Here is a 24,164-nt window from a genome sequence, read left to right on the forward strand (position 1 = left end):
GTCAGTGCGCGACCTGCGCGGTCGACTGGATGCCGGTGACGATCGCGCCCGCGCCGAACAGCACGAAGCAGCCGATGATCACGGTCGCGCCGAAGCGCCAGTTCATCCGCCCGGTGAGCATCATGAAGCCGACCATCGCGACCGCGATCACCGCGACCGCGGTCGCGACATTGCCGAGCAAGGTGCCCTGCAGCCAGCCGAGCGCCGCGACGATCGGCCCCGAGCCGGCGGGATTGACCGCGGCGCTCTGCGCGAAGGCGGCGGTGGGGAGGAGGGCTGCGGCGAGGCCCGCGAGAAAACGCTTGGTCATTTACGGACGTCCTGTGGCGAGGTCCGGCGTCAGCCGGTCGATGATCGTGGAGACATAGGCGCGGGTCTCGGCGATGGCGGGCAGGCCGCCCGCGCGCAGCACGCGCCCCGGCCCGGCATTATAGGCGGCGAGCGCACGCTCGACGTCGCCGTCGAACAGGTCGAGCATCTGGCGCAGATAGTGCGCGCCGCCGTCGAGATTGGCGGCGGGATCGCGCGCATCGACGGTGAGCGCGCGCGCGGTCGAGGGCATCAGTTGCGTGAGCCCGACCGCGCCTTTTGCGCTGACCGCCGCGGGGTGCCAGCGGCTTTCCTGCCAGACCAGTGCGGCGAGCAATGTCGGGCTGACACGATAGCGCGCCGCGGCGGTCTCGAGCGGCGCGCGCCAGCTGTCGGGCATGACCGGCGCCGCGATCGACGTGAGTGCGCCGGCCGGAACGGCAAGCGCCACCTTGGCGCCCGTGCCGGCTTCCTCCTCCGTCGCGTCGACCCCCCTCGCGTCGACCCCCGTCGCATCGACCCACGTCACGTCGGCCCCACCGCCGCGAACACGCACGGCGCCGTCCGCGCCTATTTCCAGCACATCGGCGGACGCCGGCGCAGCCGCGATCTGCAGCAGCATCGTCATCGCCAATAGTATCGCCGGAAACCGCACGCCGCGCCCCAAATGTCATTCAGAGGAAAGGAGATATCGAGTTCCCCATCGGCAAACCGCATGACAGTTCAGCGTCATCGCGTTGACGGTTTCGCGAATCGGCGACCTGCGAAATTCTGTAAACGCCGACGACCGGCCGGAAACCCTGGCCACCCGCGACTATGGCGAGATTTAGTTCCCAGATTAAAAACTGTTAATGGAGACCCGTCATGTCGCTGTCACGATGCGGTGGTGGGTGCCGGCCCAGGGCACGGGGGCCGTGACCTGCAGCATTGCTGTCTTTCTGGATTCGTCTCGTCGTCGATGCCCCCCGAGGGCCGACACGGCTGGCTGTGGAGAACATGATGTTCCGCAACGCGCTATCATCATCGGTAAAAATAGGCTGCATGGCACTCTTGCTGAGTTCCTGCGGCCATTCGGGCAACAGCGGTTCGAGCGGCGACACCAGTCCGACGACACCCCTGTCGGCACAGGATGCGCTGGCGACGGCGACACCGATCAAGCATCTCGTCGTGATCTTCGGCGAGAATGAATCGTTCGATCATTATTTCGGCACCTATCCGCAGTCGGCCGATCCGACGGGCGAGCCGACCCAGAAGTGGGCTGCGCCCAGCAACGTCGCCACCGTCAACGGCTATGTCCGCAACGCGTCGCTGCTGACCGCGAACCCTAATACGACCAACGCCGCCAATCTCGCCAAGGCGGCTTCGGCGGGCTTCCCGGCGAGCTTCATGAACCCGTTCCGGCTCGATCGCGCGCAGTTCGACACGTCGAGCCAGAACCATGCCTATACGCCCGAGCAGCTCGGCACCGACAATCTCAAGATGGACGCCTTCGTGGCGAACACGGGTGCCACCAACGCGGCGGGCGCCGCCGGCTCGTTCGGCACGGTCGCGCAGGTGATGGGCTATTTCGACGGCAACACCGTCACCGGCATGTGGAACTACGCGCAGAATTTCGCGATGAGCGACAATGCGTTCACCGACTCGTTCGGGCCGTCGACGCCGGGCGCGATCAACGTCGTCTCGGGCCAGACCAACGGCGGCTCCAACGCCACCTCGTCGACCGTTCCCGACGGCCAGGGCGGCTTCACGCTGATCAACGACTCCGATCCGACCGGCGATACCTGTTCCGCCAAGCCGGCTGCGGGCTCCACCGCACCCGTGACGATCCAGATGGCGGGCAAGAATATCGGCGATCTGCTCAACACCGCCAACATCACCTGGGGCGGTTTCATGGGCGGCTTCGACCTGACCGCGACCAACGCCAACGGCACCACCGGCTGCGCACGCAGCACGGTGTCGCCCAACACCAATCGCACGGTGACCGACTACACGCCGCATCACGCCTGGTTCCAATATTATGCCTCGACCGTGAACCCGCAGCACACCCGGCCGAGCTCGACCGCGATGATCGGCCACACCGAGCCGACGCTCGACGCGGCGGGATCGACCACCCCGGTCCATCATCAATATGATTATAACGACTTCGTCGCGTCGGTGAGCTCGGGCAATTTCGCCTCGGTGAGCTACATCAAGGCGCCCGCCTTCCAGGACGCGCATCCGGGCAATTCCAACCCGCTCGACGAGCAGGCGTTCGTCGCCAAGGTGGTCAACTTCCTCGAGCAGCAGGCCGACTGGAAGAACACTGCGGTCATCGTCGCCTATGACGATTCGGACGGCTGGTACGATCACCAGGCGCCGAACATCCTCACCTCGTCGTTCGACTCGATCACGTCCGAGAGCGTCAACCTGCCGAGCAAGACGGTGATCGGCGCCGACCAGATGAATTCGCCCGGCGTCTGCACGGGGCCCAATGCCAAGCAGGGGATCGGCGTCAACGGCAAGACGGTCAACGGGCTCTGCGGCCCCGGCACGCGGACGCCGTTCATCGTGATCTCGCCTTACGCCCGGGCGAATTATGTCGACAGCACGCCGATCACCCAGGCCTCGATCGTCCGCTTCATCGAGGACAATTGGCTGAACGGCCAGCGGCTCGGCGGCGGGTCCAAAGATGCCGCGGCGGGCAGCATCATGGCGATGTTCGACTTCACCTCGGCACCGCACACGACGCCCGTCTTCATCGACCCGACCTCGGGCAACAAGACGGCGACCGCACCCGCCGCCTGAACAGGCCGTCCGTCCTAAACACCCTCCCGCCGGCATCGCGCCCGGCGGGAGGGTCTTTGTCTTTGCAAGGCATCCGTATCCCATCATGACCGATCAGCCGATCACGCCCCCAGCCGCACCGGCCGCCGCTCCTGGCGGCAAGCCGGGTTCGCCACGCTGGCGCTATGCGGCAGGCGGCGTCCTGTTCGTGCTGCTGCTGGCCGCAGGGCTCGCCGGCTTTTTCCTCGCCTACCCGGCAAAGGCGCCCGACGCGCTCGGTCGCGCGATCGAGGACATAACCGGCGCCAATCCGCATCCGGTCATGCTGCTGCGGCCGTCCAGCCAGCCGCTCAGCGCGCTGGCGCAGCTTGGCGCGCAGATCTTCCGCGATCCGGCGCTCTCCGCCTCGGGGCGCCAATCCTGCGCGTCGTGTCACAGCCCCGACCGTGCCTTCGGCCCGCCCAACGATCACGACGTGCAGATCGGCGGCCCCGGCATGACGACCGAGGGGGTCCGGCCGCCGCCGTCGCTCGCCTATCTCTATCGCCAGGGGCCGTTCACGATCGGCCCCGCCGCGGGCGAGACCGACGCCGTCATCCCGCTCGACCAGTTGGCCCAGCAGGCGCAGGGCGCGCCGCGCGCCAGCAAGAGCGCTGGCGTCAGCCCGGCCGCCGCGGCGATGGTGCCGAGCGGCGGGCTGTTCTGGGACGGTCGCGACGACACGCTGATGGGCCAGGCGCGCGGGCCGATGCTGAATCCGGCCGAGATGGCGAACAGCAGCATGGAGGCCGTCGCCGCCAAGCTCGCACGGGCCAGCTATGCCGGCCAGTTCACGCCGCTGTTCGGCAAGGCGGTGCTGCACAATCCGGCGATGCTGTTCACCGAGGCGATGTCGGCGTTGTCGCGCTACCAGATCGAGGCGGCCGCCTTCCACCGTTTCGACAGCAAATATGACCAGTGGCTCGAGGGCAAGGCGCGGCTGTCGCATGCCGAGATGCGCGGGCTCAGGCTGTTCAACGATCCGCTCAAGGGCAATTGCGCGGGCTGCCACCTCAGCCAGCCGACGCGCGACGGCCTGCCGCCACTGTTCACCGACACCGAATATGAGGCGCTCGGCCTGCCGCGCAACCCGCGGCTCGCGGCCAATCGCGATCCGCATTATGCCGATATGGGCCTGTGCGGACCCTATCGCACCGATCTCGCCAAACAGACGCAATATTGCGGGATGTTCCTGACCCCGACGCTGCGCAACGCCGCGCGCCGCGGCGTCTATTTCCACAACGGCGTCTATCACAGCCTCAAGCAGGTGCTCGACTTCTACAATTATCGCGACGTCCAGCCCGGGCGCATCTATCCGCACGATGGCGCGGGCAGGATCGCCAAATATAACGATCTGCCCGCGCGCTATCACGTCAATGTCGATGTCGCGGACGCCCCGTTCGATCGCAAGCCCGGCGACCAGCCGGCGCTGACGGACGCGGAAAGCGCCGACATCATCGCCTTCATCCGCACGCTCGACGACGCAGACCGACGGGCGGGCGGTGCATCCATGCGGTAACCGGAAGCGCTTCCTGCTGCCAGGTCCGGCGGACGCCTGCCAGCGCGAGCGGCGCGGGTGCGCTCGATCCAGCGACCGGCGTCGCAAAAAATGTCGTACCGCGGACAGGTAAGATCGCGCTGACTCAAACCGCGGCGAGGCGGCGACATTCGCGTTTTTTCACCGTCGTCATGTTCCATTCGCTGCGTTCGGGCAGATTCTGGAGCTGAAGCCCTGTGCGCGGCGGCTGGGTTGGCACGCTCCACACGGCCGGGCGCCATGTCGCGGACGTCGACTTGCGCGTCATCGTCAGCCGGAAGGAATGGCCGATTGCGCGGCGTGGCGGACCGGGACCAAGGAACGGTTGATTGACGAGCCCCTGATCCGTGCCGAAGGGATAGATGTCGCCCTTTCAGTCGTCGGAGACAAAGCCGACGAGGGGGGGCGAGCAGTTCATGGGCGAGCCGCAAAATCTCACGGCGCGAGGCTGGTGCTCGGCCAATTCAGCGCGGCATGCCCTGCGCGGCAGGCAGCGCGACGATGTCGGAGGATCCGGACCATAGGTTGATGCCCCCATCGACGGCCGCGTCGTCGATGGCCGTGAGGTCTTCGGCGGTAAAATCGAGCTGTCTGATCGCATCCAGCGAGTCATCCAACTGATCGACATTGCGGGCCCCGATCAGAGCCGAGGTGACGCGCGGGTCGCGCAAGACCCATGCGATCGCCATCTGCGCAAGCGTCTGACCTCGCTGGGCAGCAATGGCATTTAGCCGATTGATCGCGGTCAGGTTCCGCTCGGACAGCAAATCGGGCGACAGCGATCCGTTGCGGCTGGCCCGCGCGCCCTTCGGTACGCCGTCGAGATATTTGGCGGTCAACATACCCTGGGCGAGGGGGGAGAAGGCGATGCAGCCGGTTCCCAGATCGTCCAACGTCGCGAGCAACTCGCTCTCCACCCAGCGGTTGAGGATGGAATAACTGGGCTGATGAATGAACAGCGGCACGCGTTCTTCGGCAAGGATCGCAGCGGCGCGGCGGGTAAGCCCGGGATCGTAGGACGAAAGCCCGACGTAGAGCGCTTTGCCCTGACGGTGGAGCTGGGCCAGCGCGCCCATTGTCTCTTCAAGCGGGGTCGCGGGATCGACACGGTGAGAATAGAAGATGTCGACATAGTCGAGACCCATTCGCTTGAGACTCTGCTCGCAGCTCGCAATCAGGTATTTCTTGGATGAGCCGATGTCGCCATACGGCCCCGGCCACATGTCCCATCCCGCTTTGGTCGAGATGATCAGTTCATCCCGGTGCGCGGCAAAGTCAGACGCAAGCATGCGTCCGAAATTCTCTTCGGCCGATCCGTAGGGCGGCCCATAGTTGTTCGCGAGATCAAAATGCGTGACACCGCGATCGAACGCGCGGCGTAACACCGCCCGTCCGATCTCGAAGACATCGTCACCGCCGAAATTCTGCCAGAGCCCTAGGCTTATCGCCGGCAACCGGAGCCCGCTGCGCCCGGTACGCCGATAGGGCATGCCCGCATCGTATCGCGCGGGGTCGGCGGCATAGGCAGCGGTAATTGGCATGATCACTCCTTGATGATGTGGCGGCTTAGCCGCCCCTATGGTCTTGGCCAACCCGCCGGACGCCTGCGCCGCCCGTCGCGTTCCCCTTCCGCCCGTTTTCAGGAGATCGTCGAACCGGTTTGATTCCCTGATCGGCGGCCGTCTCGGGCTTCGGCGAGCATGGCGTGGCTGGAGATGACGCCTCCGTCCTCGCCCGTCAGCCACGCGGCCGGTCCGCGATCGATGGCGGTGTCAGGTCGTCTGTCGTGTCAGATGCAGATACCGCTCGTTGAAATCCGCAACCGCCCGAAGACCGTTGGGGTCGGGGAAAGTGACCGCTCGACCGAGGCGTTCGGTAAGGCCTTCTGCCTGCAGTTCCTTGAGCATCCGATTGACCTGATGCGAGGAGATGGCGTTGAGTGAATCCTTCGGATTGGCTGCGGAAGCGTCCCTTTGGTCGGCTGCGGCCAAGCTGTCGTCGGTACGTGATCGTCTTCTGCCGTTGAGGTGCGGGCATCGATGGCCGCACGCCTGACCTCTGTCGTTACCGAGCCGGAACAAGTCGGTGGTGGGTGCGTTTCCTTCGCAAGGAACGCTCTGATGACTATCCGCATTGTAACCAAACACGTCGACGGCTCCGAAGACGCGATTGATTGGCTGGTTCACGATCGGGCTGGCGCAGCCAGTTTTGCGATCGCACGCGCCCATGAGCTCGGCGTGAAGCGGCAAACCGATCCAAACATGACCGAACGAGCGGTCGAGATCTGGCACGGGCCCGCTATCTATCTCTCGATAGCTATTCGTCCGGGTGGTCTTGATCCGGTGAAAGGAGCTTCAAGATCTCCAGCCATGCCGGCTTAGTCTCGGCGCCGACGGTCCAGGCCTGCGTCGCCGCCACGATCGCGCCGCGATTGCCGAACTTTTGGGTAAGCGCATCCGCGATAATGGCGGCCGAATCGGTTTCAGCAGGCGGAATGGGCGCGATCGGGGCGGCGAATGTCATATCTGCTCCCTTCGGGAGCATGCCCGGCCCAAACGGTCGACCATGAAGCGTAACGCCTTAGCATAGCTCAGCTAACCGCCCTACCGATCATATCGGGGATAGAACGACAGTCCGTCTATCGACACGGATGGACGGGCGACGGGACGGCCGTTGGATCGGTATCAGCATGTGGCATCGGATTTTTCGTGGTTTCGGCCAGCCTGGCCGCTGCGATCGGGACCGCGAGCGATCGTAAATTATAGGGCTTGGTAATGATCCCGATCGCGTCAAACGTGGGAGACAGGCCCAGTGACTCGCCGTAGCCCGTCGCAAACAGGAACGGCACATGGCGATCGAGGAGCGCCTGCGCCACGTCGAGGCTGGTTTCGTCGCCAAGATTGAAATCGAGGATCGCGAAATCGAGCGTGCCCTGCCGTACGACGGTCATCGCGCCATCGGCGGTGGATGCGATCTGAACTTCGCTCGCCCCGAGTTCGCGGAGCGCGTCTTCGCCGTCCAGCGCAACGATCATACTGTCTTCCACCAGGAGAACGCGGCATCCGGCGAGCGGCTCGACGGGCATCGGCGCTATCGACTCCGGGGTGACCTCGGCGAGAGGTAAGTCGGGAAGCAGGTCGCCCACGAACCGGGACGGTATCAAGAAATCGGCCTCGAAGCCGGTCGTCGCGTAGGTGACACGCGCCTCGCCTCCGAGATCATAGGGGATGGACTGCCTGATGATCGTCGACCCGAAGCCGCTGCGGGTCGGGGGGCGGACAGGGGGGCCGTCGATTTCGCGCCACTGGATGGCGAGCCCGGCATCGGGATCGACCGTCCATCCAATCGTGATCAGGCCGTTGCCGCTGAGTGCGCCATATTTGGCGGCGTTCGTGATCAGTTCGTGCACCACGAGCGCCAGCGCGGTGAATGCGGTCGGATCGATCAGCACGTTGGGCCCGTCGATCAGCACGCGCTTTCGCCTGTCGCCCAGATAAGCCCCGCTCTCGGTCATGATCAGATCGATGAGCCGTGCCTGACCCCATCGATCGGCGGTCAGTTGATCATGCGCACGCGCCAGCGCCTGAACCCGATCGCCCAGGGTCGCGACGAACGCGTCGGCAGACAGCGACTGGTCGCGACTTTGCGAGATGAGCCCGCGGATCAGCGCCAAGATGTTGCGGACACGGTGATTGAGCTCGGCGATCAGCAATTCCTGCTTCTGCTGTGCGCGCTTGCTGTCGCGCGCCGCGCCGTCCGACATGCGCACGACGACCTCGAGCAGCGCGACGCGCAGGCTTTCGGCGAGGCGCCGCTCGGGGGCCGTGAACGGCAGCGAGGTGCCTTTGACGAGTTCGGACCATTCCTCAAAACTCTTGCGCGGCGTCAGTCGCGCGCCGTTCGGCCCGTATTCGATGCGTTTCTCAGGATTGCCCGCCCAGCGTACCGCGCGCAAGCGCTCGCTTCGGAACAGGACGACATAGTCTCGCGGCGACCTCGATAGCGGAATCGTCAACATGCCCGCGACCGTCGTCGAATAGGCGCCAGCCTCCGGAAACTGCGCCATGATGCAGTCCGTCGCAAAGACTTCGCTCCCGGTCAGCTGGTTGAGCATCCCCGTCAGTCGGCCGAACTGGTCACGATCGGGCGTCAGCCCGGACAGGACCACCGTGCCGTCTATCGAGATGCCGACGCCGTCGGCGGGCACCGCTTTGCAGATCATGTCCTCGAGCCAGGACGCATTGGCGAGAAGCGCACTGTCTTCGGCGATCGCGGCCATCAGGCGATCGGCGATCATCCGGCCGTTCGTTTCATATTGGGCGGCAAGATGGCGTTCGCGGATCTCGAGCATCATCGCGAACATCCGCCCGAACAGCTCGGCGGCGCTGCGTTGCGCGAAGCTCGGCAGCAACGGTGCGTGATGGTGGCAGGCGAACAGACCCCACAGCCGGCCCTCGACGACGATCGAAATCGACAGCGACGCCTCTACCCCCATATTGCCGAGATATTCGATATGGATCGGCGAGACCGCGCGCAGCACCGACAAGGATTGATCGAGCGGCGCGCCGCGGAGATCAATTGTGGGGATGATCGGAACCGGCGCGGCGTTGACGTCGGCGATGATCCGGAAGATGCTGCGGAGATAGAGGCTGCGGGCCTGGGAAGGTATGTCCGAGGCGGGATAATGCAGCCCCAGGAAGCTGTCGACTCCCGGCCTGACCGCTTCGGCCACGACTTCGCCGTTTGCGGCCGCATCGAAGCGATAGACCATGACCCGGTCGAAACCAGTGAGCGCCTTGATCTGCCGGGCGCCCTCGCGGAGAAACGCGCTCGGGTCGGCGATCAGGTCGAGCCGCGTCACCATCGATCGAACCAGCGTGGCCGCATCGAACTCGTCGACCGCGACGGGTTCGGCTTCGATGACGACCGACCGCTCCGAGAAATGGATCGCGATATCGAACGCGGGGCCATCCGTGCGAAGCTGAAGGTTGAACAGACGCTCGACCGCGTCTGGAGATTGCAGGCGCATCGTCGCGTTGCGCAACGTATGGACCGCCGATGCCGACAGGAGTTTGTCGATCGCACCGCCCAGCGCGGCTTCGGGCGGGATGCCGAGGAACGCCTCGATATTGGCCGACACGCGCGAAACAAGCCAGTCGGACGATACCGTGATCAGAAAACCGAATGGCTGGATCGTGCCAAGCACATGAATCGGCTCGCGATCACAGTTCGTGAGATCAATATGTTGCCCAGCAGTCATGACCGCCCCCGTTTCAAGCGGGAGCGCGACGCGTCTCTCAGTCGCCGGATGCCCATGGCCCGCGTCGGCGATGTCGAGCACATAGCGGCGCTGGGAACGAAAAGCGAGGCAATTGAAGCGCGTGGCCGACTGTGTGGGTCGCGCTTGGTCCGCTACGCCGTGATCGGAAGCGGATCTGCGGAACGTGATCGTCGGTCGGTCAAAGCCGCATGCCGATACGGCGGCATGCGGCTAAGCCCGAACGTCCCTGAAACCCGTCACCGCGTCAGCTTGGCCGTCGCCACCGCGCGGGTGAATAGTGTCTGCAGCGCGGAACTGATGTCCTGGTCCGTCGAGACCGTATACATCAGGTCGGGAGAGGACGCGCAGGTCGTGAGCTGCTGCGCGATGGTTTTGGGCGTCGTGATCGCCGTCGTCGCTATGGCGCGCTGGTTTGGCTCGTCATCCTGGATAGAGGCGACCGTATATTCCGTGTAGAGGATGGCAATCTTGATGCCACGGCCTTTCAGCGCCGTGCATTGATCCAGTTGCGCCTGCTGCATCGCCGCGCGCGTCCGTCCGGATCCGACATCCTCGTCGCTCATCCCGTCCGTCACGAGAAAGAGGAAAGCCTGCGGCGTATCTCCAGGAAAGTTGGTACCCTTTCCGGAGGTTGCCGGCATATCCGAACTCATCTTGTTCATGACGCTCTGAAAGCTGGTGAACAGGAATTGGTTCGAGTTGCAGCTCGTCGGTCCAGGGGGACAGCCACTGCCGGCCTTGTCGTTTACCGTGACGACATCGATCGTGCTCGACGCTGTGGTGATGCTGTCCAGATTGGAGGTCAGGGGCGCAATCGTCTTGATGTCGTTATAAGGGCTCGCCCCATAGTCAAAGGTGTAGAGCGCCGCTCGATAGGTACGCTTGTTCTGCGTTGCATAAGACTTGGCCAACGTCATCAGGTCGCCAACCGCCCCCCGTTCGGCGGTCACGCGCATGCTTATCCCCTGGTTCAGGGCATACCAATAGCTATCGACGAACGTTCCATCGGCGTTATAGACGCACGTATCATACCCGTTACCGTCGGCACACATTTTCTGTATTCGGGTATCCGAGATGGTCTTCGTGGCGGGGGCGTTATAATATACGTACGTACCTTTTGCGTCTATCTTATACTCCGTGTAGCCGTTGCTGCCATTGACGGTGCTTCCATAGTTGAGGCTGTAGTTGATATTATATGGATTGTTGGAAAGGCTTCCGGTGATGAGCCCCTTTGGCATGGACTGGCCGCCCGCCGTGTTCTCGATCTTGTTCGAATGGCATGCGAATGTACATGTGAACTTGCTATCCATCTGCGCCAACCCGGCGGACGTGGTAGGAAGCGCCATTGAGGGCGACGTGTCGAGTGCCAGATAGAAATCGATGTTCGGCGCCGCTGTAGCCGTCGCGGATGAAGACCCATGAATAGAGAGCGTGGCCATATGTAGAATGCCGGCGAACGCGTTCGTCGAGGCGGCAGTATAGCTGACCACCGCCGTGCGCGTCGACGTTACCGAGTCGTTGCCGGTTACGTTGACTGTCGGCTGGACATTCATGAGGCCCGGCAAGCCGGCACTTTGGGTTGCGAACATGTTTGTCGCAGCGGTCGTTGCGGTCGGATTGTCATTGAGCATCATCGGCTGTGTCACGGCAGCCAGCGCGGCTGCGTCCGCCGCAGCGTTGAGCTTCGTCTGAAGCCGCATCGCTCGGCTATAATCGATGCCCATTCCTGTGGCGAACGTCAGGGCGAATATCGCCAGGCCGGTGATCAGCAGCACGTTGCCTCGCTGATCGGTTTTGAACCGCCGCGCGGCACCGCATGCGGCACCGGCTACGGTACGAAGGAGTCTCCAAATCATGATTGCAGATCCACAGTGCTCGAGACGCGAGGATTCATATAGACGGTATCCGAAAGCGTGAGCGGGCCGACTGTCCTAAACGTCACGGCTGGCGTGTAGGAGTAGGTAACTTCGCTTAGGACAATACTCGTACTGTTCGCCTTGATGGCAGGAGGCAGGATGAAAGACGATCCCTTCGATCGTCCGCCGCCGCGGTTGTCCATGCTCCATGTCACCGTCGTATTGCCACTCGAGTCTGTGGTAAATTCCGTCACGCGAATGAGGGCGTTCGACGCGGAATAGGGCGTTAAGACCTTGCTGGACGCGCTGAGTATCGTGTTGACCTGTGTGGTCGTTACAGCCGAGTTTTGCGTGATGAGATCCGCCACTGCGCGCGTCGCGATCGTCACCTTTCGATTGCAGGACAGCGCGTCCGTCAGCTGGTAGCCGGCCAGATACATCAGCAACAGCACAGGCAGAACGCAGGCGAACTCGACGAGGGCTAAGCCGCGCTGGTCTTCGACAATGCGCATACGACGAACCGTCCGCATCATGATGTATACGGCTCGGTCTGGGCGACGGACGTCGCGATCAGCAACCGGTTACTCGTCCCGGGCTGATTGCCAAGGTTGAAGCCGAGCGGACCCGTCGCGATGGGCAGGAGGTACATCAGGCGCACGATCACGATATCGCCTGCGCCGCCGGTCTGATACGGCATGATAGGATTTCCGTTGGCATCGTAGGTGATCGTGGGAGGGGCGGTACTAGCCGCGCTAAAAGACGCGACCGTCTCGACGTCGACCATCAGTTTGCTGCAATTAAGTAGGGGGGGGAGCTGGTTACAAACCTGCGTTTTATACTGCGCGGCCGTCCAGCCATTTTGCTGGGCTTGGCCCGTCAGGATAAGACGAGCAGCCGCCTCCCCCGCAGTCTCCAGTGTCTGCTGTGCAAAAAAGACCAGACTCGTCACGAGGATGGCTAGCAGCAATGCGATAAAAGGCGGCGCCACCAGCGCGAACTCGACGATCGTTGCACCACCATTGTCTTCGACGCACGCGCTCAAGCACGAGCGCGCGGACCTATCGCCGCCGCAGCCGCCTATTTTGGCTCTCATTCCACACTCCCCCGTCCAGCGTCTTTTGCCAAGCAAAGCTTAAGGTACGGTGAAAGCTGCGTTTTTATGGGACGGTCTATCAGGCCTTACGACGGGCGGGATTTGCGTTGCCGGTCGGTCTTTTCAATCCAACTTCGCTATCGGCGGACATCGTGGATCCCGGTCTGATCATCGGCTGCCGAGCAACCCGCTCAGGCGGTCGGGCCTGCCCGCAATCCGTTCCAGTCTCGGGTAACGGAGACCGCCAGCGTATTGGATTTCCAGCGCTCGACGTTGCCCGTCCGCCGAGATTTCCAGCCGGATCGTTGCCGTCGACCGCGCCGTGGCGAGCCGCAGGGCCTCGCGGGAATAGGGTGCGCCCTCGACCGTAAGGATGCGCGCACCCGGTGCCAGGCCCGCGCGGAACGCAGGGCTATCCCAGGCGACGCTGTCTATGCTGCCGTCGTCGTCGACGACGGCACCGACCGAATAGCCGAGATCGAGACCGCCGCCTTCGGCCTCGTTCTGCAGGAAGGTCTCGCTCGGTACCGGCGTGTAGACGAGACGCCATCCCGCGCGCGCGAGGCCGGCGGTTGCCTCGGCGTCGTCGTGCGTGTCGAGATGGCGCGTCAGGAATGTGCGCCAGTCGTCGTGCGCGATCGCATCGAGCCCGCGGCAGACGTCGTCGAACATATAGGTCGAGACGACCCCGTCCGGCTGTGCGGCATGGAAGAAGCGGCGCGCGAAGTCGTCGAGGCTCCGCTTGCCCCCGCTGAGCTCGCGCAGCCGGGCATCGACGTCGAGCCAGAGCAGCACGCCCTCTGGATAATAGTCTTCGCGGCGCTGCCAGTCGCGCCAACCGACATGATGGCCCGCCATGTAGATCGCGTCGTTGGTGGTGTCGGCGAGCGACTTCCACAGCCGGCCGGGACGGTTGGCGACGGTGGCGGCATCGAGCGCGAGCTTGTCCAGCGTCTCCTGGCGCGACCGCATGCCCGAGCGCGCCGCCAGCACGCGTCCCCAATATTCGGTCTGCCCCTCATAGACCCACAGCAGGCTGCCACCTGCGGGATCGTTGAAGGTCGGCGTCCACAAATCGGCGGGCTGGCGGAAGCGGCCGTTCCAGGCGTGGACGAGTTCGTGCGCGATCAGATCCCGGTTGTTGAGCTGCGTCTCCGGCCGCAGCAGATAATCGGCGGGGAGGTTGTTCTCACCTTCCTCGAGATGCTCGATGCCGCCGGCACCCACCGTGTCGTCGAGTACGACGATCGCATCATAATGGCGAAACGGTGCCGGTCCGAAGACATGGCGCGTCTGCGCGAGCAGCGCGCGCAGTTCGGCGGTCTCGCGGTCGCCGATCGCGAGCTTGGTGCTGTCTCTGGCGACAAGATCCAGGCGCACCGGCTGCGGATCGCCCGGCTCCAGATCGATCTGCCGCACGGTCTGGGCCGCATAGACCGGCGCATCGACCAGCCGATCGAGCGCTGTCGTGGCGAATTGCAGATCGGCAGGGTCCGTGCCGATGCGATCGAGCGCGGTGAACGGGGTCATCCCCGCGGGGAAGCGCAGGCGTGCGGACACCGGCAGGTCGCGCGCGAACCAGCCCGCAGGATAGAGCAGCGCGCGCTGCCACTGCAGGTCGATGCGGTCGCGGTGGAGTGTGTCACGGTCCGCGATGATCGTGAAGCCGAGCGTCATCGAACGGGCACCGGCCGGCACCGGGACATGGAACGCATAGACGGCGACCGGATCGCGCCGCCATTCGACACGGCGGCCATCGATGCGGACCTCGAGCCCGGTCAGCGATGCTAGCGGAACCGTCGGCGCATGGCTCGCGGTCTCCCATTGCGGATAGAGGAGGACGAAATCGCCAGCCGCCTGGACCGGGATCGTCTCGTGCACCGTGACGATCCCGCGCGCGGTATCGGTCGCATCGACCGCCAGCGTGAGCGTGCCGGCGAAGGCCCGGTCCTTCGGGATGGGCAGGCCAGCGGGCGCGCTCGCGGGGAGGGGGCCGACGCCGACCTGCGCCTGGGCGGCCGGCGCAGTGGCGGCGATCAACGCGATGGCGAAGGGCAGTCTGAGCATGGGCGGTTCCGGCGCTGGTCGTGAACGAATGTTATCGGTCTGCCGAACCCGGCGGGCAGAGCCGATATGTCGGGCCGGGCGCGACCGTACCGGCGGCGGCATAGGCGAAGACGCCCCGCGCGCGAACGCGCAGTGTCGCGATTTCCGTCGTTGGCGTTGCCGGTGAGCCGTCGCCATTGGCGCGGCAGGTCGTGGCGACGCGGTAGCGGCGGCCGGATCGTGTCAGGATGCGCGATCGGCACTGCGCCGAATGCGGATCGCTCAGACCCTTGCCGTCATAGCGCATCATCGCGGCGAAGGGCGCATTCCGGCAGGGCGTGCCGGACAGGACATAGGTGCCGGTCTGCAGCGGCACGATCGTGGCGGCGACAGCGGGACCGCAGGCCGCGAGCAGGACCGCGACGACAAGGCGCTTCACGGTACATCGCTTCCCGTGTGCCGCGAGGGCGGCAAGGTCATCGGCCTGCCCGCGTGCATCAGCCGGCATGTCCGGTATAGAATTCGCTCGCGATCTTCCACCGCCCGGCAACCTTGAGCAGCTGCATCGTCTTCCAGCCCCAGCTCCTGCCCTGCGGCGCGGTGTTGACGAACACCAGCGATACGCTCGCCAGCGGCCCGTCCTGCGCGATGTGGATATCCTGGAATCGCTGGGTGAACGGGCCGCCGCCGAACACGTCCGCGCGAAACGCCTGATATTGGTTGGTGACGCCGGGCGCACCGCTCGCCACGCCGTTCGGGCCCACGCCGGCGAAGGGAACGTCCGTGTTGAGCAGCAACGTCTCGAACAACGCTTGGTCCTTGGTCGATACGGCTTGGGTGTAGCTGTCGAGGAGCGCCGCGATCGCCTGCCGATCCGCGCCGACACTGTCGAACTGCGCCGGTATCGGCACGGCCTCGACGGCCGCGGGCGACAGGCTTGCAATCACGAGCAGCAGCGGGATTATCGACAGTCTTGGCATCGGAACACCCTTTCGTCTGCGATCCGCCGGCCACCGAGCCTTGGCGGAACGGCGATCTTTGCATCCTGCGACATGTCGCCGCCCGCAGCACGATATGTGCCAGCTTCGCAAGTCCTTGCGATAGCATCGGAACCGGCTTCTTGCGATCTGGAACGGATGCGTGCAGCCGTCCGGATCCGGACAGCTGGCGTCCGCGTCCGGACAAGCACAGGGTGCGCCGGTGGGGTCGCACCGCGCGTAACCGCTCCGGCGCTAGCGGCGGCGGATCGTCGCGACGACATCATCGATGCAGGCGCGCAGCTTGGGCGGCTGTGCGATCAGCCGAACTTCTCGAGCTACCGCTTCGGGTCGTCGAGAGTCCGCCAGCCCTGATGAATCAATGTCCGCAAGCTGGAAGATTCACCAGGGAGGCTCAGCGTGTGCTCCTGCTCGCGTATGATGTGTGCCGCTACCTCAGGGCAGCGAATAGGCGACGACGTAGTCGCCCAATGTCGTTCCGAACGAGCCGTGACCCCCGGCAGCCGTTATGACGTACTGCTTGCCGTTCTGCGCGTAACTCATCGGTGTCGACTGGCCGCCGGCGGGAAGGCGCGCCTGCCACAACATCGTGCCGGTGGTCACGTCGAAGGCGCGAATATAATTGTCCATCGTTGCGGTCAGGAAGGCGACGCCGCCACCCGTCGACATCGTGCCGCCAAGCATCGGCATGCCGAGCTTGAAAGGCAGTGGCACGACCGAGTCCCGCGTCGTGCCGACCTTGTGCTTCCAGACGATCTTGTTCGTGCCGAGATCGATGCCCGACATATAGCCCCAGGGCGGCGCCATGCACGGGAAGCCGAGCGGCGACAGGAAGGGGTGGAGTTCGACGCCGTAGGGCACGCCGTACATAGGCTGGACGCCATTCTCGCTACCGGGCGGATGCGATCCGTTGGGCTTGGCGGGGTTGTTCGCGCCGCGCGGCAGCAGCTTGGAGACGAACGGAAAGACGATCGGGTTTGCGATCGCGATTTGACGGTAGGGATTGACCGAGATGCCGCCCCATTCGAACATCCCGACGTCACCCGGGAAGACCAGCGTGCCCTGCGTGCTCGGCGGCGTGAACGGGCCGTCATAGCGCAGCTGCTTGAACAGGATCCGGCAGGCGAGCTGATCGAACATCGTGGCACCCCACATGTTCGCGTCCGTCAGCCGCGCTTTGGGTTGGAAGCTGAGGTTCGAAAAGGGCTGAGTCGGCGACACGCGATCGCCGGGTGCCGCCCCCTGCGGCACCGGCCGCTCGGGCGCGCCGACGATCAGCTTGCCGGTGCGGCGATCGAGCACGAAGATGTTGCCGCTCTTCGTCGGCGCATAGATGGCGGGCACGATGCCGTGCGGCGTGCGCAGATCGAGCAGGCTGGGCTGCGAAGGCAGGTCCATGTCCCACAGATCGTGATGCACGGTCTGATAGGACCAGACGCGCTTGCCGGTGGCGACGTCGAGCGCGACCAGCGCGCTGCCGTAGCGTTCCATCTGCGGTGTGCGGTTGCCGCCCCAGATGTCGGGGGCGGGGCCGCCCATCGGCAGGTAGATCAGCCCGAGCTTCTCGTCGACCGCGGAGATCGACCAGCTGTTGGGCGAATTGGCCGTGTAGTGATGCGTGGCGGAGGCCAGCGCATTCTCGTCGAGCGCGCCCGCGTCCCATGCCCAGATCAGCTTGCCGGTATAGACGTCGAAGCCGCGGACCACGCCCGAGGGCTCGTTGGTCGAATAATTGTCGATGACGGCGCCCGCCATGATCACCATCGACTTGGTGACGACCGGGGGCGAGGTGCCTTCGTAGAAGCCCTTGTGCTTGACGGTCATGCCGTCCTTGAGATCGATCACGCCGTTCTGACCAAAGCCGGCGCATGGCTTGCCGGTGGCGGCATCGAGCGCGAACATCCGCCCGTCGTTGGTCGGCAGGAACAGACGGTCCCGGCATTCGAGCGGCGCGGGCACGCCGTCCGACGTCGTCGCGCCGGCCGCGGTCGCATGGTAGGAGACCCCGCGGCAGGTAAGGTGCTGGAAGGTCGGATCGTCAACGACCTTGGGATCGAACATCCACTTCTGCTTGCCCGTCGCGGCATCGAGCGCGAACACCTTCTGGTGCGGCGAGCAGAGATAGACGGTATCGCCGATCTTCAGCGGCGTCACTTCGTCGGTCGTCTCCAAAGAGTCGTTCGGCCCCTTGCTGTCGCCGGTCCGGAACGTCCACGCGACCTTCAGATTTGCGACGTTGGCGGGCGTGATCTGGGTCAGCGGCGAGAAGTGATCGCCGGCCCCTGTGCGACCATAGGCATGCCATTCATCATTGGGCACCGCATCGGCGTCGGTTTGAGGCAGCGCGCCGACGACGGCGGTCGGCAGCCGGCCGGCGACATCGTCGTTGGTTGTGGCAAGCGCGATTCCGACGATGAGGATCGACGCGACGACCGCCCCGACGAGCGGCATCCGCCACGGCCGACGCTCGGCCGGGAAGGAGCGCACCACCCACGGGGCGAGCAACCATAGTCCAAACGGCACCAATATGTCGCCGCGGGGCGCGAGCGGCCAGAAGTCGAAGCCGACCTCGCACAGCGCCCAGATCATCGTAGCGACAAGGATCAGCGCATACAGGGGGTAGGCGAAGCGCTGCCCACGCCACAGCAACACGGCGTCTGTAACAAGCGCGACCCCAAGGAGCAGATAATAAGCCGAGCCGCCGAGTATCGCGAGCCAGCCGCCCGCAATCACCGTGACCAGACCGAGCAGCAGACACGAGGCCGCCGAGATGCGGGCCCAAACACCTGTGCTCATTCTAAATTCCTGACGTGCGTGCGCTGAACGGCAAAGTTCACTTCGATGGTGCCATGCGCGGGTGCCCGGCCTGGCTAAGTGTCCAAAACCTCTTGATCTCAATTAAGTTGCGTTAGAAAACGCAAAATCCTCCTTTGTCGCTCTCGCACGTGAAGAGTCTCGGTCGCGACGGCAGGCCGTCTTGGAGGCAACAGGCGACATCTCAAGCCATGCGGGTCAGCCATCGAGGTGCGGAACGTCTGCTACCTGGTCGTCCGACATGATCAGTCTGTGCGAGCGTCAAGCAGCGCGCGCAGCCGCGCGGCGTCTTCCGGCGTGGCGGGATTGTAGATGATCATTCCAAGCTCCGGTCGCCCCTCGACCGCGAACGAGGAGAATTCCATCGCGAGCAGACCCGCATCGGGATGGTGAATGCGCTTCACGCCTTCGCCATGCGCGACCACGTCGTTGTCCTGCCATAGCGCTTCGAACGCGGGGCTCATCCGGCATAGCTCTGCAACCAGTCTCGTGACCTCCGCGCTGCTGCTCGCGCCGGCGCGCGCCACGTCGGCCCGGAAGGCGCCGACGACAAAGCGCGCGACGCCGTCCCAATCCTCGTTGCGGATCCGGCTGTGGTCGCTGCCAAACATCAAGCGGAGGATGTTGCGCCCTTCGCGCGGCAGCAACGCATAGTCGGTGAGGAGCGTTGCCGCCGCGCGGTTCCAGCCGACGACGTCCCACATCGCCGTCTTGATGATCGCGGGGCTTAGCACCATTCCGTCGAGTACGCGCTGAAGCCGGGGGGAAATCCCGTCGACCGGCTGGTAGCGTGCCTCCGGCGCGCGGTTGAGACCCAGCATATAAAGGTGCTCGCGCTCGGGCTCGGTCAGCATCAGCCCCTTTGCCAGCCGGTCCAGCACGTCGGCCGACGGCGCGCCGCCGCGACCCTGTTCCAGCCAAGTGTACCATGTCGGGCTGATGTTTGCGCGGCTGGCCACTTCCTCGCGGCGCAGCCCGGGGGTGCGCCGCCGGCCGCCGCCAAAGCCCAATGCCACGGGGTCAAGCCGGGCGCGACGGTCGCGCAGATAGGTACCGAGCGGATTGGGCGCTTCGCTGGTCATGAACGATCCTGTTACAGCCTATACCCTGATAAGATCACTACTTTAACAGGGTCGGGCGACCCGCGATACGCCGCCTCGGCAAGAAGGAGAATTTTTTCATGCGCGTGTTTCTGACCGGGGCGACCGGCTTTATCGGCTCGCACATCATTCCCGAACTGCGCGATCGCGGCCATCAGGTGCTCGGTCTCACCCGCTCCGACGCCGGCGCGCGGCAGCTGGAAGCGGCAGGCGTCGACGTCCATCGCGGCGATCTGGAACGGCCCGAGACGCTCGCCCAAGGCGCCGCGGCGGCCGACGCCGTGATCCACTGCGCATTCGATCATGATTTCCAGACCTTCTTCGAGAATACGAGGAAGGACGAACGCAACATCGCCGCGATGGGAGAGGCCTTGGAGGGGACGCAGAAGCCGATCCTCATCACCTCGGGCGTCGGCATCGGCACACCGCTGAACGGCGGCCCGGCGACCGAGGACGTGCTCAACCCGCGCCATGCCAATCCGCGCATTGCGACCGAGATCGCCGGCGCGGCGCTGATCGCGCGACGCATCGACGTCCGCACCATCCGGCTGCCGCAGGTGCACGACACCAGCAAGGCCGGGCTGATCACGCCGCTGCTCGCCGAGGCGCGCCGCGCGGGGGCGGTCGCGTATCTCGGCGAGGGAAAGACGCGCTGGTCCGCGGCGCACGTCAGCGACGTGGCGAGGCTGTACGTCCTGGCACTGGAGAAGGGCGAGCCGGGGGCGCGGTACAATGCGTCGGCGGAGGAGGGCGTCACGGCACGGGCCATTGCCGAGGCAATCGGAAAGGGCGCCGGACTGCCGGTCCGCTCGATCGCAGCTGACGAGGTCGAGCATTATTTCGGCTGGATGGCACCCTTCGCGGCGCTCGACATGATCGCATCGAACGCTTGGACCCGCGCGCGGCGGGGGTGGCACCCGACCGGCCCCGAGCTGCTCACCGGCCTTGCCGCGATGGACTATTCGGTCGTCGACTAGGGCCTCGTCCTCCGCCTCCGCTCGCTGGATAGCCAGATCGCCGGATTGCCGGGCCGCGCCTATTCGGGAGCGTCTTTGCGCGCCATCACGGGGTTATACGTTCCAGTCTCGGAACGTCGGCATCGCGGCTCCGTAGGCGGAGCGATACCGGCCGTCGTCGCAAGTCGGGAGGAACCGTGCCGGCGGCCAATAGCCGCATCGGGGCCGAGACGTTACAGGCTAGGAGGTCACGCGACCTGTACGTCGAATGCGAACCATGCCGCCGCCGCGTGATCGTAGAGTTGCACCAGCTGATCCGCCACTTTCGCCGAGAAGTGGCCGGATGAACTTCGATCGTAGCCGCGGGCCATGTCCCCCTCGATCTCCATATGCATGGAGACGCCGTCGCCGGCGTCGCGAATTTCCGGCAGCGTGCCTCCGAACCTCGCGTCGCGGTCGCCATCATAGCCCTTGAGGTGTGGCGTGCGGGCCTCCGCCGCGATACGCAGGTGCTGCCCTGTCGCATGATCGTAGAGGCCGGCGACCCTCTTGCCTGTGACGAGCGCATGGGCGGAGGCGGCGATGATGGCACGAATATGGGGCTGCATGCCTCCGCCTGACACCGCAGCCGTTCGGGATCAAGCCTCGCGGCATTGGATCGTTCCGACACGACGCATCGACGGGGAAGCCACGCTTAGGTCCGGTGGCGTAGCGGAAGGCGGAAAACGCGATCTGATCCTGTCATATATAAGATCGTCCCATGCTCGCCGATCGCGCAATTGGCGATCGCCGAACCGGAGACGACCAGTCCGAGCGGCTCGGCTTCGGGGGTCAGCACCATCATCCCGCCGGGCACCGAGCAGAAATGTGTGCCGTCCTGTCGGATCTTCATGCCGTCCGGCAGACCGGGGGCCCCGGCGCCCTGGAGCGGCTTGGCATCGAGCCACAGCTCGGAGCGCCGCGGCATGCCGCGCGCATCGAGATCATAGACCATGATCCGCGGTGCCGCCTCGTCGGACACCGAAACATAGAGTCGCCGCTCGTCGGGCGACCGCGCGATGCCATTGGGCCGCGTCAACGTGCCGTCGACCAGCATCACCCCGCCGTCCGGCGCCAGGCGGTACACGCCGTTCTGGGCAAGCTCCTTGATCGGCGAGGTGTCGCCATCGGCCAGCCCATAAGGCGGATCGGTGAAATAGATCGCGCCATCGCGCGCGACGTGCAGGTCGTTGGGGCTGTTGAAGCGCTTGCCGCGGTAGCGATCGACCAGGACCGTGCGACGCCCGGTCTTCAGATCCAGCCGGTCGATGCTGCGGCCGCCGCTATTGGCAATCAGCAGGCGGCCTTTACGATCGAGCGCGAGCCCGTTGGAGCCAGGTTCGCGCACCAGCGCCGGATCGGTATGCGCCGCGCCCGAAGGCGAGAGGAAGCGGCGCGTGCCCTCCGCCCGCGTCCAGCGCCGCATCAGATTGGCGGGGGGATCGGAAAAGAGCAGGCCGGTGCCCGGCACCCACAGCGGACCCTCGGCCCAACGGATGCCGGTCGCGATCGTCTCGACGATGCTACCGGGCGCGATCAGCGCATCGGCCGCGGGCGACAGCCGGCGGATCGTGACGGCGGCCGGCGGCTCGAGCGCGAGTGCGGGGGCCGCAGCCAGCCATGCACCCGCCGCGAGCAGGCCGCGACGGCCGATGACGACGCTCATCGCTTTGCCTGCGGCAGCTTGATCCCCAACAGGACGAGCTTTCCATCGTCGACGCCGAACCAGTGGGGCGTATTGGCCGGGATCAGCATCGCGTCGCCGGGTTTGAGCGGGATGCGTGTGCCGCCGTCGATTTGGCTGCCCTCGACCAGATCCGGCCGGGTGACGGTTGGATCGACCAGTCGACCGCCGAGCACGAGCGTGCCGGCGCCCTCCATGACGATGGTATATTCGGCGTCGGTCGGGTGCAGGGCAGGGCGCCCCGGCGCGGTCCAATATTCGAGCGCGGCGACATCGGCGCCGTTCGACAGCACCGGCCGCCAGGCGAAATGCTGGCCGGGCTTGAGATCGCGAGCCATGGCGGCGATCGTGGCGTGCAAATCGGCGGATCCGGCGAACGTCGTGCCTGCGGTCGGCGCGACGTTCGGGGCCGGCGGCGGGGCGGCCGCGAGCAGCGCCAGCGCGAGCAGCGCCCTCATGCGGTCGTACCCAGCCGGATCGTCCGGCCCTCGCGGGCGGAGCGGTAGATCGCCTCGATGATCCGCATGTCGCGCAGACCCTCCTCGCCCGACACGATCGGTTCGCGCCCATCGACGATGCAGCGCGCGAGATGATCGAGCTGCCCGGCGAACTGGGTCTTGCCCGGCCCCGGCGGCGGCGTGCGTTCCTGCTCGCGACCGTCCTTGCCGGTCCACATGCGGTTGCCGTCGTAGCGCGTCGCGGGTTCGAGCTCGATACGGCCGAGATCGCCCATCAGCAGGACATGATTCTGGTTCGCGCTGTACATCGACTGACAGCCGGCGATCGCGCCGGAGGGGAATTCGAGCGTCCACTCGATCATGTCCTCGACCTCGTGGAAGCGCGGATCGCGCCGGTCGGTGGATTCGCGTGCGGTCACCGCCACGGGCTCCTCGCCGATCATGTAGCGCGCCGCCTGGAGGCTGTAGATCCCCATGTCCATCAGCGAGCCGCCGCCCGCCAGCGCGCGCTTGAGCCGCCATTTCGACGGATCGCGCTGGACGAAGCCATGTTCGGTACGCACATAGCGGGTGCGTCCGGCGACGCCGCTGCGCGCCAGCCGCATCGCCTCCAGATTATAGGCCTCGAAATGGCAGCGATAGCCGATCATCAGCTTGCGGTTGGCGGCATGGCAGGCCGCGATCATCGCCTCACATTCGGCGACCGAGATCGCCATCGGTTTTTCGCACATCACATGCTTGCCGGCGCGCGCCGCCCGTATGGTATAGTCGGCATGCATCGCGTTGGGCAGGCAGACATAGACGATGTCGGCGTCCGGATTGTCACGGATGCTGTCGAAATTCGCGTAGGAATAGATTGACGAGCTGGGCAGGCCGTGCGCCGCGGCCACGGCCTTCGCCTTGGCCGGATCGCCCGACACCACCGCGGCGAGCCGGCTGTGCGTGCAATTGGCGAATTGCGGCATGATCACGTCATGGCCGTAGGTGCCGAGGCCGACGATCGCATAGCCGAGCGGCTTGGCTGTTCTACCCTGCGCCCAGGCACCTGGTTCGATGCCGGAGGCAAGCGCCGCCGCGGTGGCCGAGAGTAGGAAATCACGGCGTCCAACATCGATCATCTTCACCTCCCGTGCGCTCTTCAACTTGGCAAGCATTGGCGAGAATGCCGATTGGCGTCCATATCGGCGATCC

At 65.2% G+C, this 24,164-nt stretch carries 21 protein-coding genes; 3 read left to right on the top strand and 18 right to left on the bottom strand.

The window, feature by feature from the left end:
• Position 1: 1 nt before the first annotated feature.
• Together Q0326_RS15650 and Q0326_RS15655 are read right to left on the bottom strand one after the other, a co-directional pair.
• Positions 2-310, bottom strand: coding sequence for a TrbC/VirB2 family protein (locus Q0326_RS15650; RefSeq protein WP_298692172.1), 309 nt, complete (start codon positions 308-310; stop codon positions 2-4).
• Positions 311-937 carry a lytic transglycosylase domain-containing protein gene (locus tag Q0326_RS15655; protein ID WP_298692174.1) on the bottom strand — a complete coding sequence of 209 codons (627 nt, stop codon included), beginning with the start codon at positions 935-937 and terminating at the stop codon, positions 311-313.
• Between the two features lie 413 nt (positions 938-1,350).
• On the opposite strand from Q0326_RS15655, the gene Q0326_RS15660 reads away from it, so the two are divergent.
• The gene (locus tag Q0326_RS15660) at positions 1,351-3,093 is read left to right on the top strand and encodes an alkaline phosphatase family protein (RefSeq protein WP_298692176.1); all 1,743 of its coding nucleotides are present in this window, start codon (positions 1,351-1,353) and stop codon (positions 3,091-3,093) included.
• A gap of 85 nt (positions 3,094-3,178) precedes the next feature.
• Positions 3,179-4,630, top strand: a complete 1,452-nt coding sequence (locus Q0326_RS15665) for a cytochrome c peroxidase (RefSeq protein ID WP_298692179.1) — start codon at positions 3,179-3,181, stop codon at positions 4,628-4,630.
• A 482-nt stretch (positions 4,631-5,112) separates the two neighbouring features.
• Here the strand turns inward: Q0326_RS15665 and mgrA are convergent, their stop codons facing one another.
• The 12 genes from mgrA to Q0326_RS15725 form a co-directional block, all read right to left on the bottom strand.
• The gene (mgrA, locus tag Q0326_RS15670; RefSeq protein ID WP_298692181.1) at positions 5,113-6,189 is read right to left on the bottom strand and encodes an L-glyceraldehyde 3-phosphate reductase; all 1,077 of its coding nucleotides are present in this window, start codon (positions 6,187-6,189) and stop codon (positions 5,113-5,115) included.
• A 231-nt stretch (positions 6,190-6,420) separates the two neighbouring features.
• The gene (locus Q0326_RS15675) at positions 6,421-6,939 is read right to left on the bottom strand and encodes a helix-turn-helix domain-containing protein (protein WP_298692183.1); all 519 of its coding nucleotides are present in this window, start codon (positions 6,937-6,939) and stop codon (positions 6,421-6,423) included.
• Positions 6,940-6,964: 25 nt separating this feature from the next.
• Positions 6,965-7,171: a hypothetical protein gene (locus tag Q0326_RS15680; protein ID WP_298692185.1), complete on the bottom strand. Its 207-nt coding sequence runs from the start codon at positions 7,169-7,171 to the stop codon at positions 6,965-6,967.
• Between the two features lie 115 nt (positions 7,172-7,286).
• Positions 7,287-9,908, bottom strand: coding sequence for an HWE histidine kinase domain-containing protein (locus tag Q0326_RS15685; RefSeq protein ID WP_363304240.1), 2,622 nt, complete (start codon positions 9,906-9,908; stop codon positions 7,287-7,289).
• A gap of 257 nt (positions 9,909-10,165) precedes the next feature.
• A complete protein-coding gene (locus Q0326_RS15690; RefSeq protein ID WP_298692189.1) occupies positions 10,166-11,704 on the bottom strand; it encodes a pilus assembly protein TadG-related protein in 1,539 nt (512 codons plus the stop codon).
• A gap of 77 nt (positions 11,705-11,781) precedes the next feature.
• Positions 11,782-12,297, bottom strand: a complete 516-nt coding sequence (locus tag Q0326_RS15695) for a TadE/TadG family type IV pilus assembly protein (RefSeq protein ID WP_298692191.1) — start codon at positions 12,295-12,297, stop codon at positions 11,782-11,784.
• A 17-nt stretch (positions 12,298-12,314) separates the two neighbouring features.
• Positions 12,315-12,878 (bottom strand): TadE/TadG family type IV pilus assembly protein, encoded by a 564-nt coding sequence (locus Q0326_RS15700; RefSeq protein WP_298692193.1) that lies wholly within the window; start codon positions 12,876-12,878, stop codon positions 12,315-12,317.
• Positions 12,879-13,046: 168 nt separating this feature from the next.
• Positions 13,047-14,945, bottom strand: coding sequence for a peptidase M61 (locus Q0326_RS15705; protein WP_298692194.1), 1,899 nt, complete (start codon positions 14,943-14,945; stop codon positions 13,047-13,049).
• Between the two features lie 31 nt (positions 14,946-14,976).
• Positions 14,977-15,363 carry a hypothetical protein gene (locus Q0326_RS15710; protein WP_298692196.1) on the bottom strand — a complete coding sequence of 129 codons (387 nt, stop codon included), beginning with the start codon at positions 15,361-15,363 and terminating at the stop codon, positions 14,977-14,979.
• 58 nt (positions 15,364-15,421) lie between these two features.
• On the bottom strand, positions 15,422-15,904 hold the full coding sequence (locus tag Q0326_RS15715) for a nuclear transport factor 2 family protein (protein ID WP_298692198.1): 483 nt from the start codon (positions 15,902-15,904) through the stop codon (positions 15,422-15,424).
• A 453-nt stretch (positions 15,905-16,357) separates the two neighbouring features.
• Positions 16,358-18,718, bottom strand: a complete 2,361-nt coding sequence (locus Q0326_RS15720; RefSeq protein WP_298692201.1) for a glucose/quinate/shikimate family membrane-bound PQQ-dependent dehydrogenase — start codon at positions 18,716-18,718, stop codon at positions 16,358-16,360.
• Between the two features lie 263 nt (positions 18,719-18,981).
• Positions 18,982-19,818: a helix-turn-helix transcriptional regulator gene (locus Q0326_RS15725; RefSeq protein ID WP_298692204.1), complete on the bottom strand. Its 837-nt coding sequence runs from the start codon at positions 19,816-19,818 to the stop codon at positions 18,982-18,984.
• Positions 19,819-19,916: 98 nt separating this feature from the next.
• On the opposite strand from Q0326_RS15725, the gene Q0326_RS15730 reads away from it, so the two are divergent.
• Positions 19,917-20,813 carry an SDR family oxidoreductase gene (locus tag Q0326_RS15730; RefSeq protein WP_298692206.1) on the top strand — a complete coding sequence of 299 codons (897 nt, stop codon included), beginning with the start codon at positions 19,917-19,919 and terminating at the stop codon, positions 20,811-20,813.
• Positions 20,814-21,040: 227 nt separating this feature from the next.
• Here Q0326_RS15730 and Q0326_RS15735 read toward each other — a convergent pair whose 3' ends face one another.
• From Q0326_RS15735 to Q0326_RS15750, 4 genes are all read right to left on the bottom strand, one after another.
• Positions 21,041-21,400: a hypothetical protein gene (locus Q0326_RS15735; protein ID WP_298692208.1), complete on the bottom strand. Its 360-nt coding sequence runs from the start codon at positions 21,398-21,400 to the stop codon at positions 21,041-21,043.
• Positions 21,401-21,486: 86 nt separating this feature from the next.
• Positions 21,487-22,497 (bottom strand): SMP-30/gluconolactonase/LRE family protein, encoded by a 1,011-nt coding sequence (locus Q0326_RS15740; protein WP_298692210.1) that lies wholly within the window; start codon positions 22,495-22,497, stop codon positions 21,487-21,489.
• Positions 22,494-22,973: a cupin domain-containing protein gene (locus tag Q0326_RS15745; protein WP_298692212.1), complete on the bottom strand. Its 480-nt coding sequence runs from the start codon at positions 22,971-22,973 to the stop codon at positions 22,494-22,496. The genes Q0326_RS15740 and Q0326_RS15745 overlap by 4 nt, the downstream gene beginning before the upstream one ends.
• Complete coding sequence (locus Q0326_RS15750; protein WP_298692316.1) at positions 22,970-24,088, bottom strand: Gfo/Idh/MocA family oxidoreductase; 1,119 nt, start codon at positions 24,086-24,088, stop codon at positions 22,970-22,972. The genes Q0326_RS15745 and Q0326_RS15750 overlap by 4 nt, the downstream gene beginning before the upstream one ends.
• Positions 24,089-24,164 lie beyond the last annotated feature (76 nt).

This window comes from uncultured Sphingomonas sp., from assembly GCF_937859915.1.
In the GTDB taxonomy this organism is placed as follows: Bacteria; Pseudomonadota; Alphaproteobacteria; order Sphingomonadales; family Sphingomonadaceae; genus Solisphingomonas.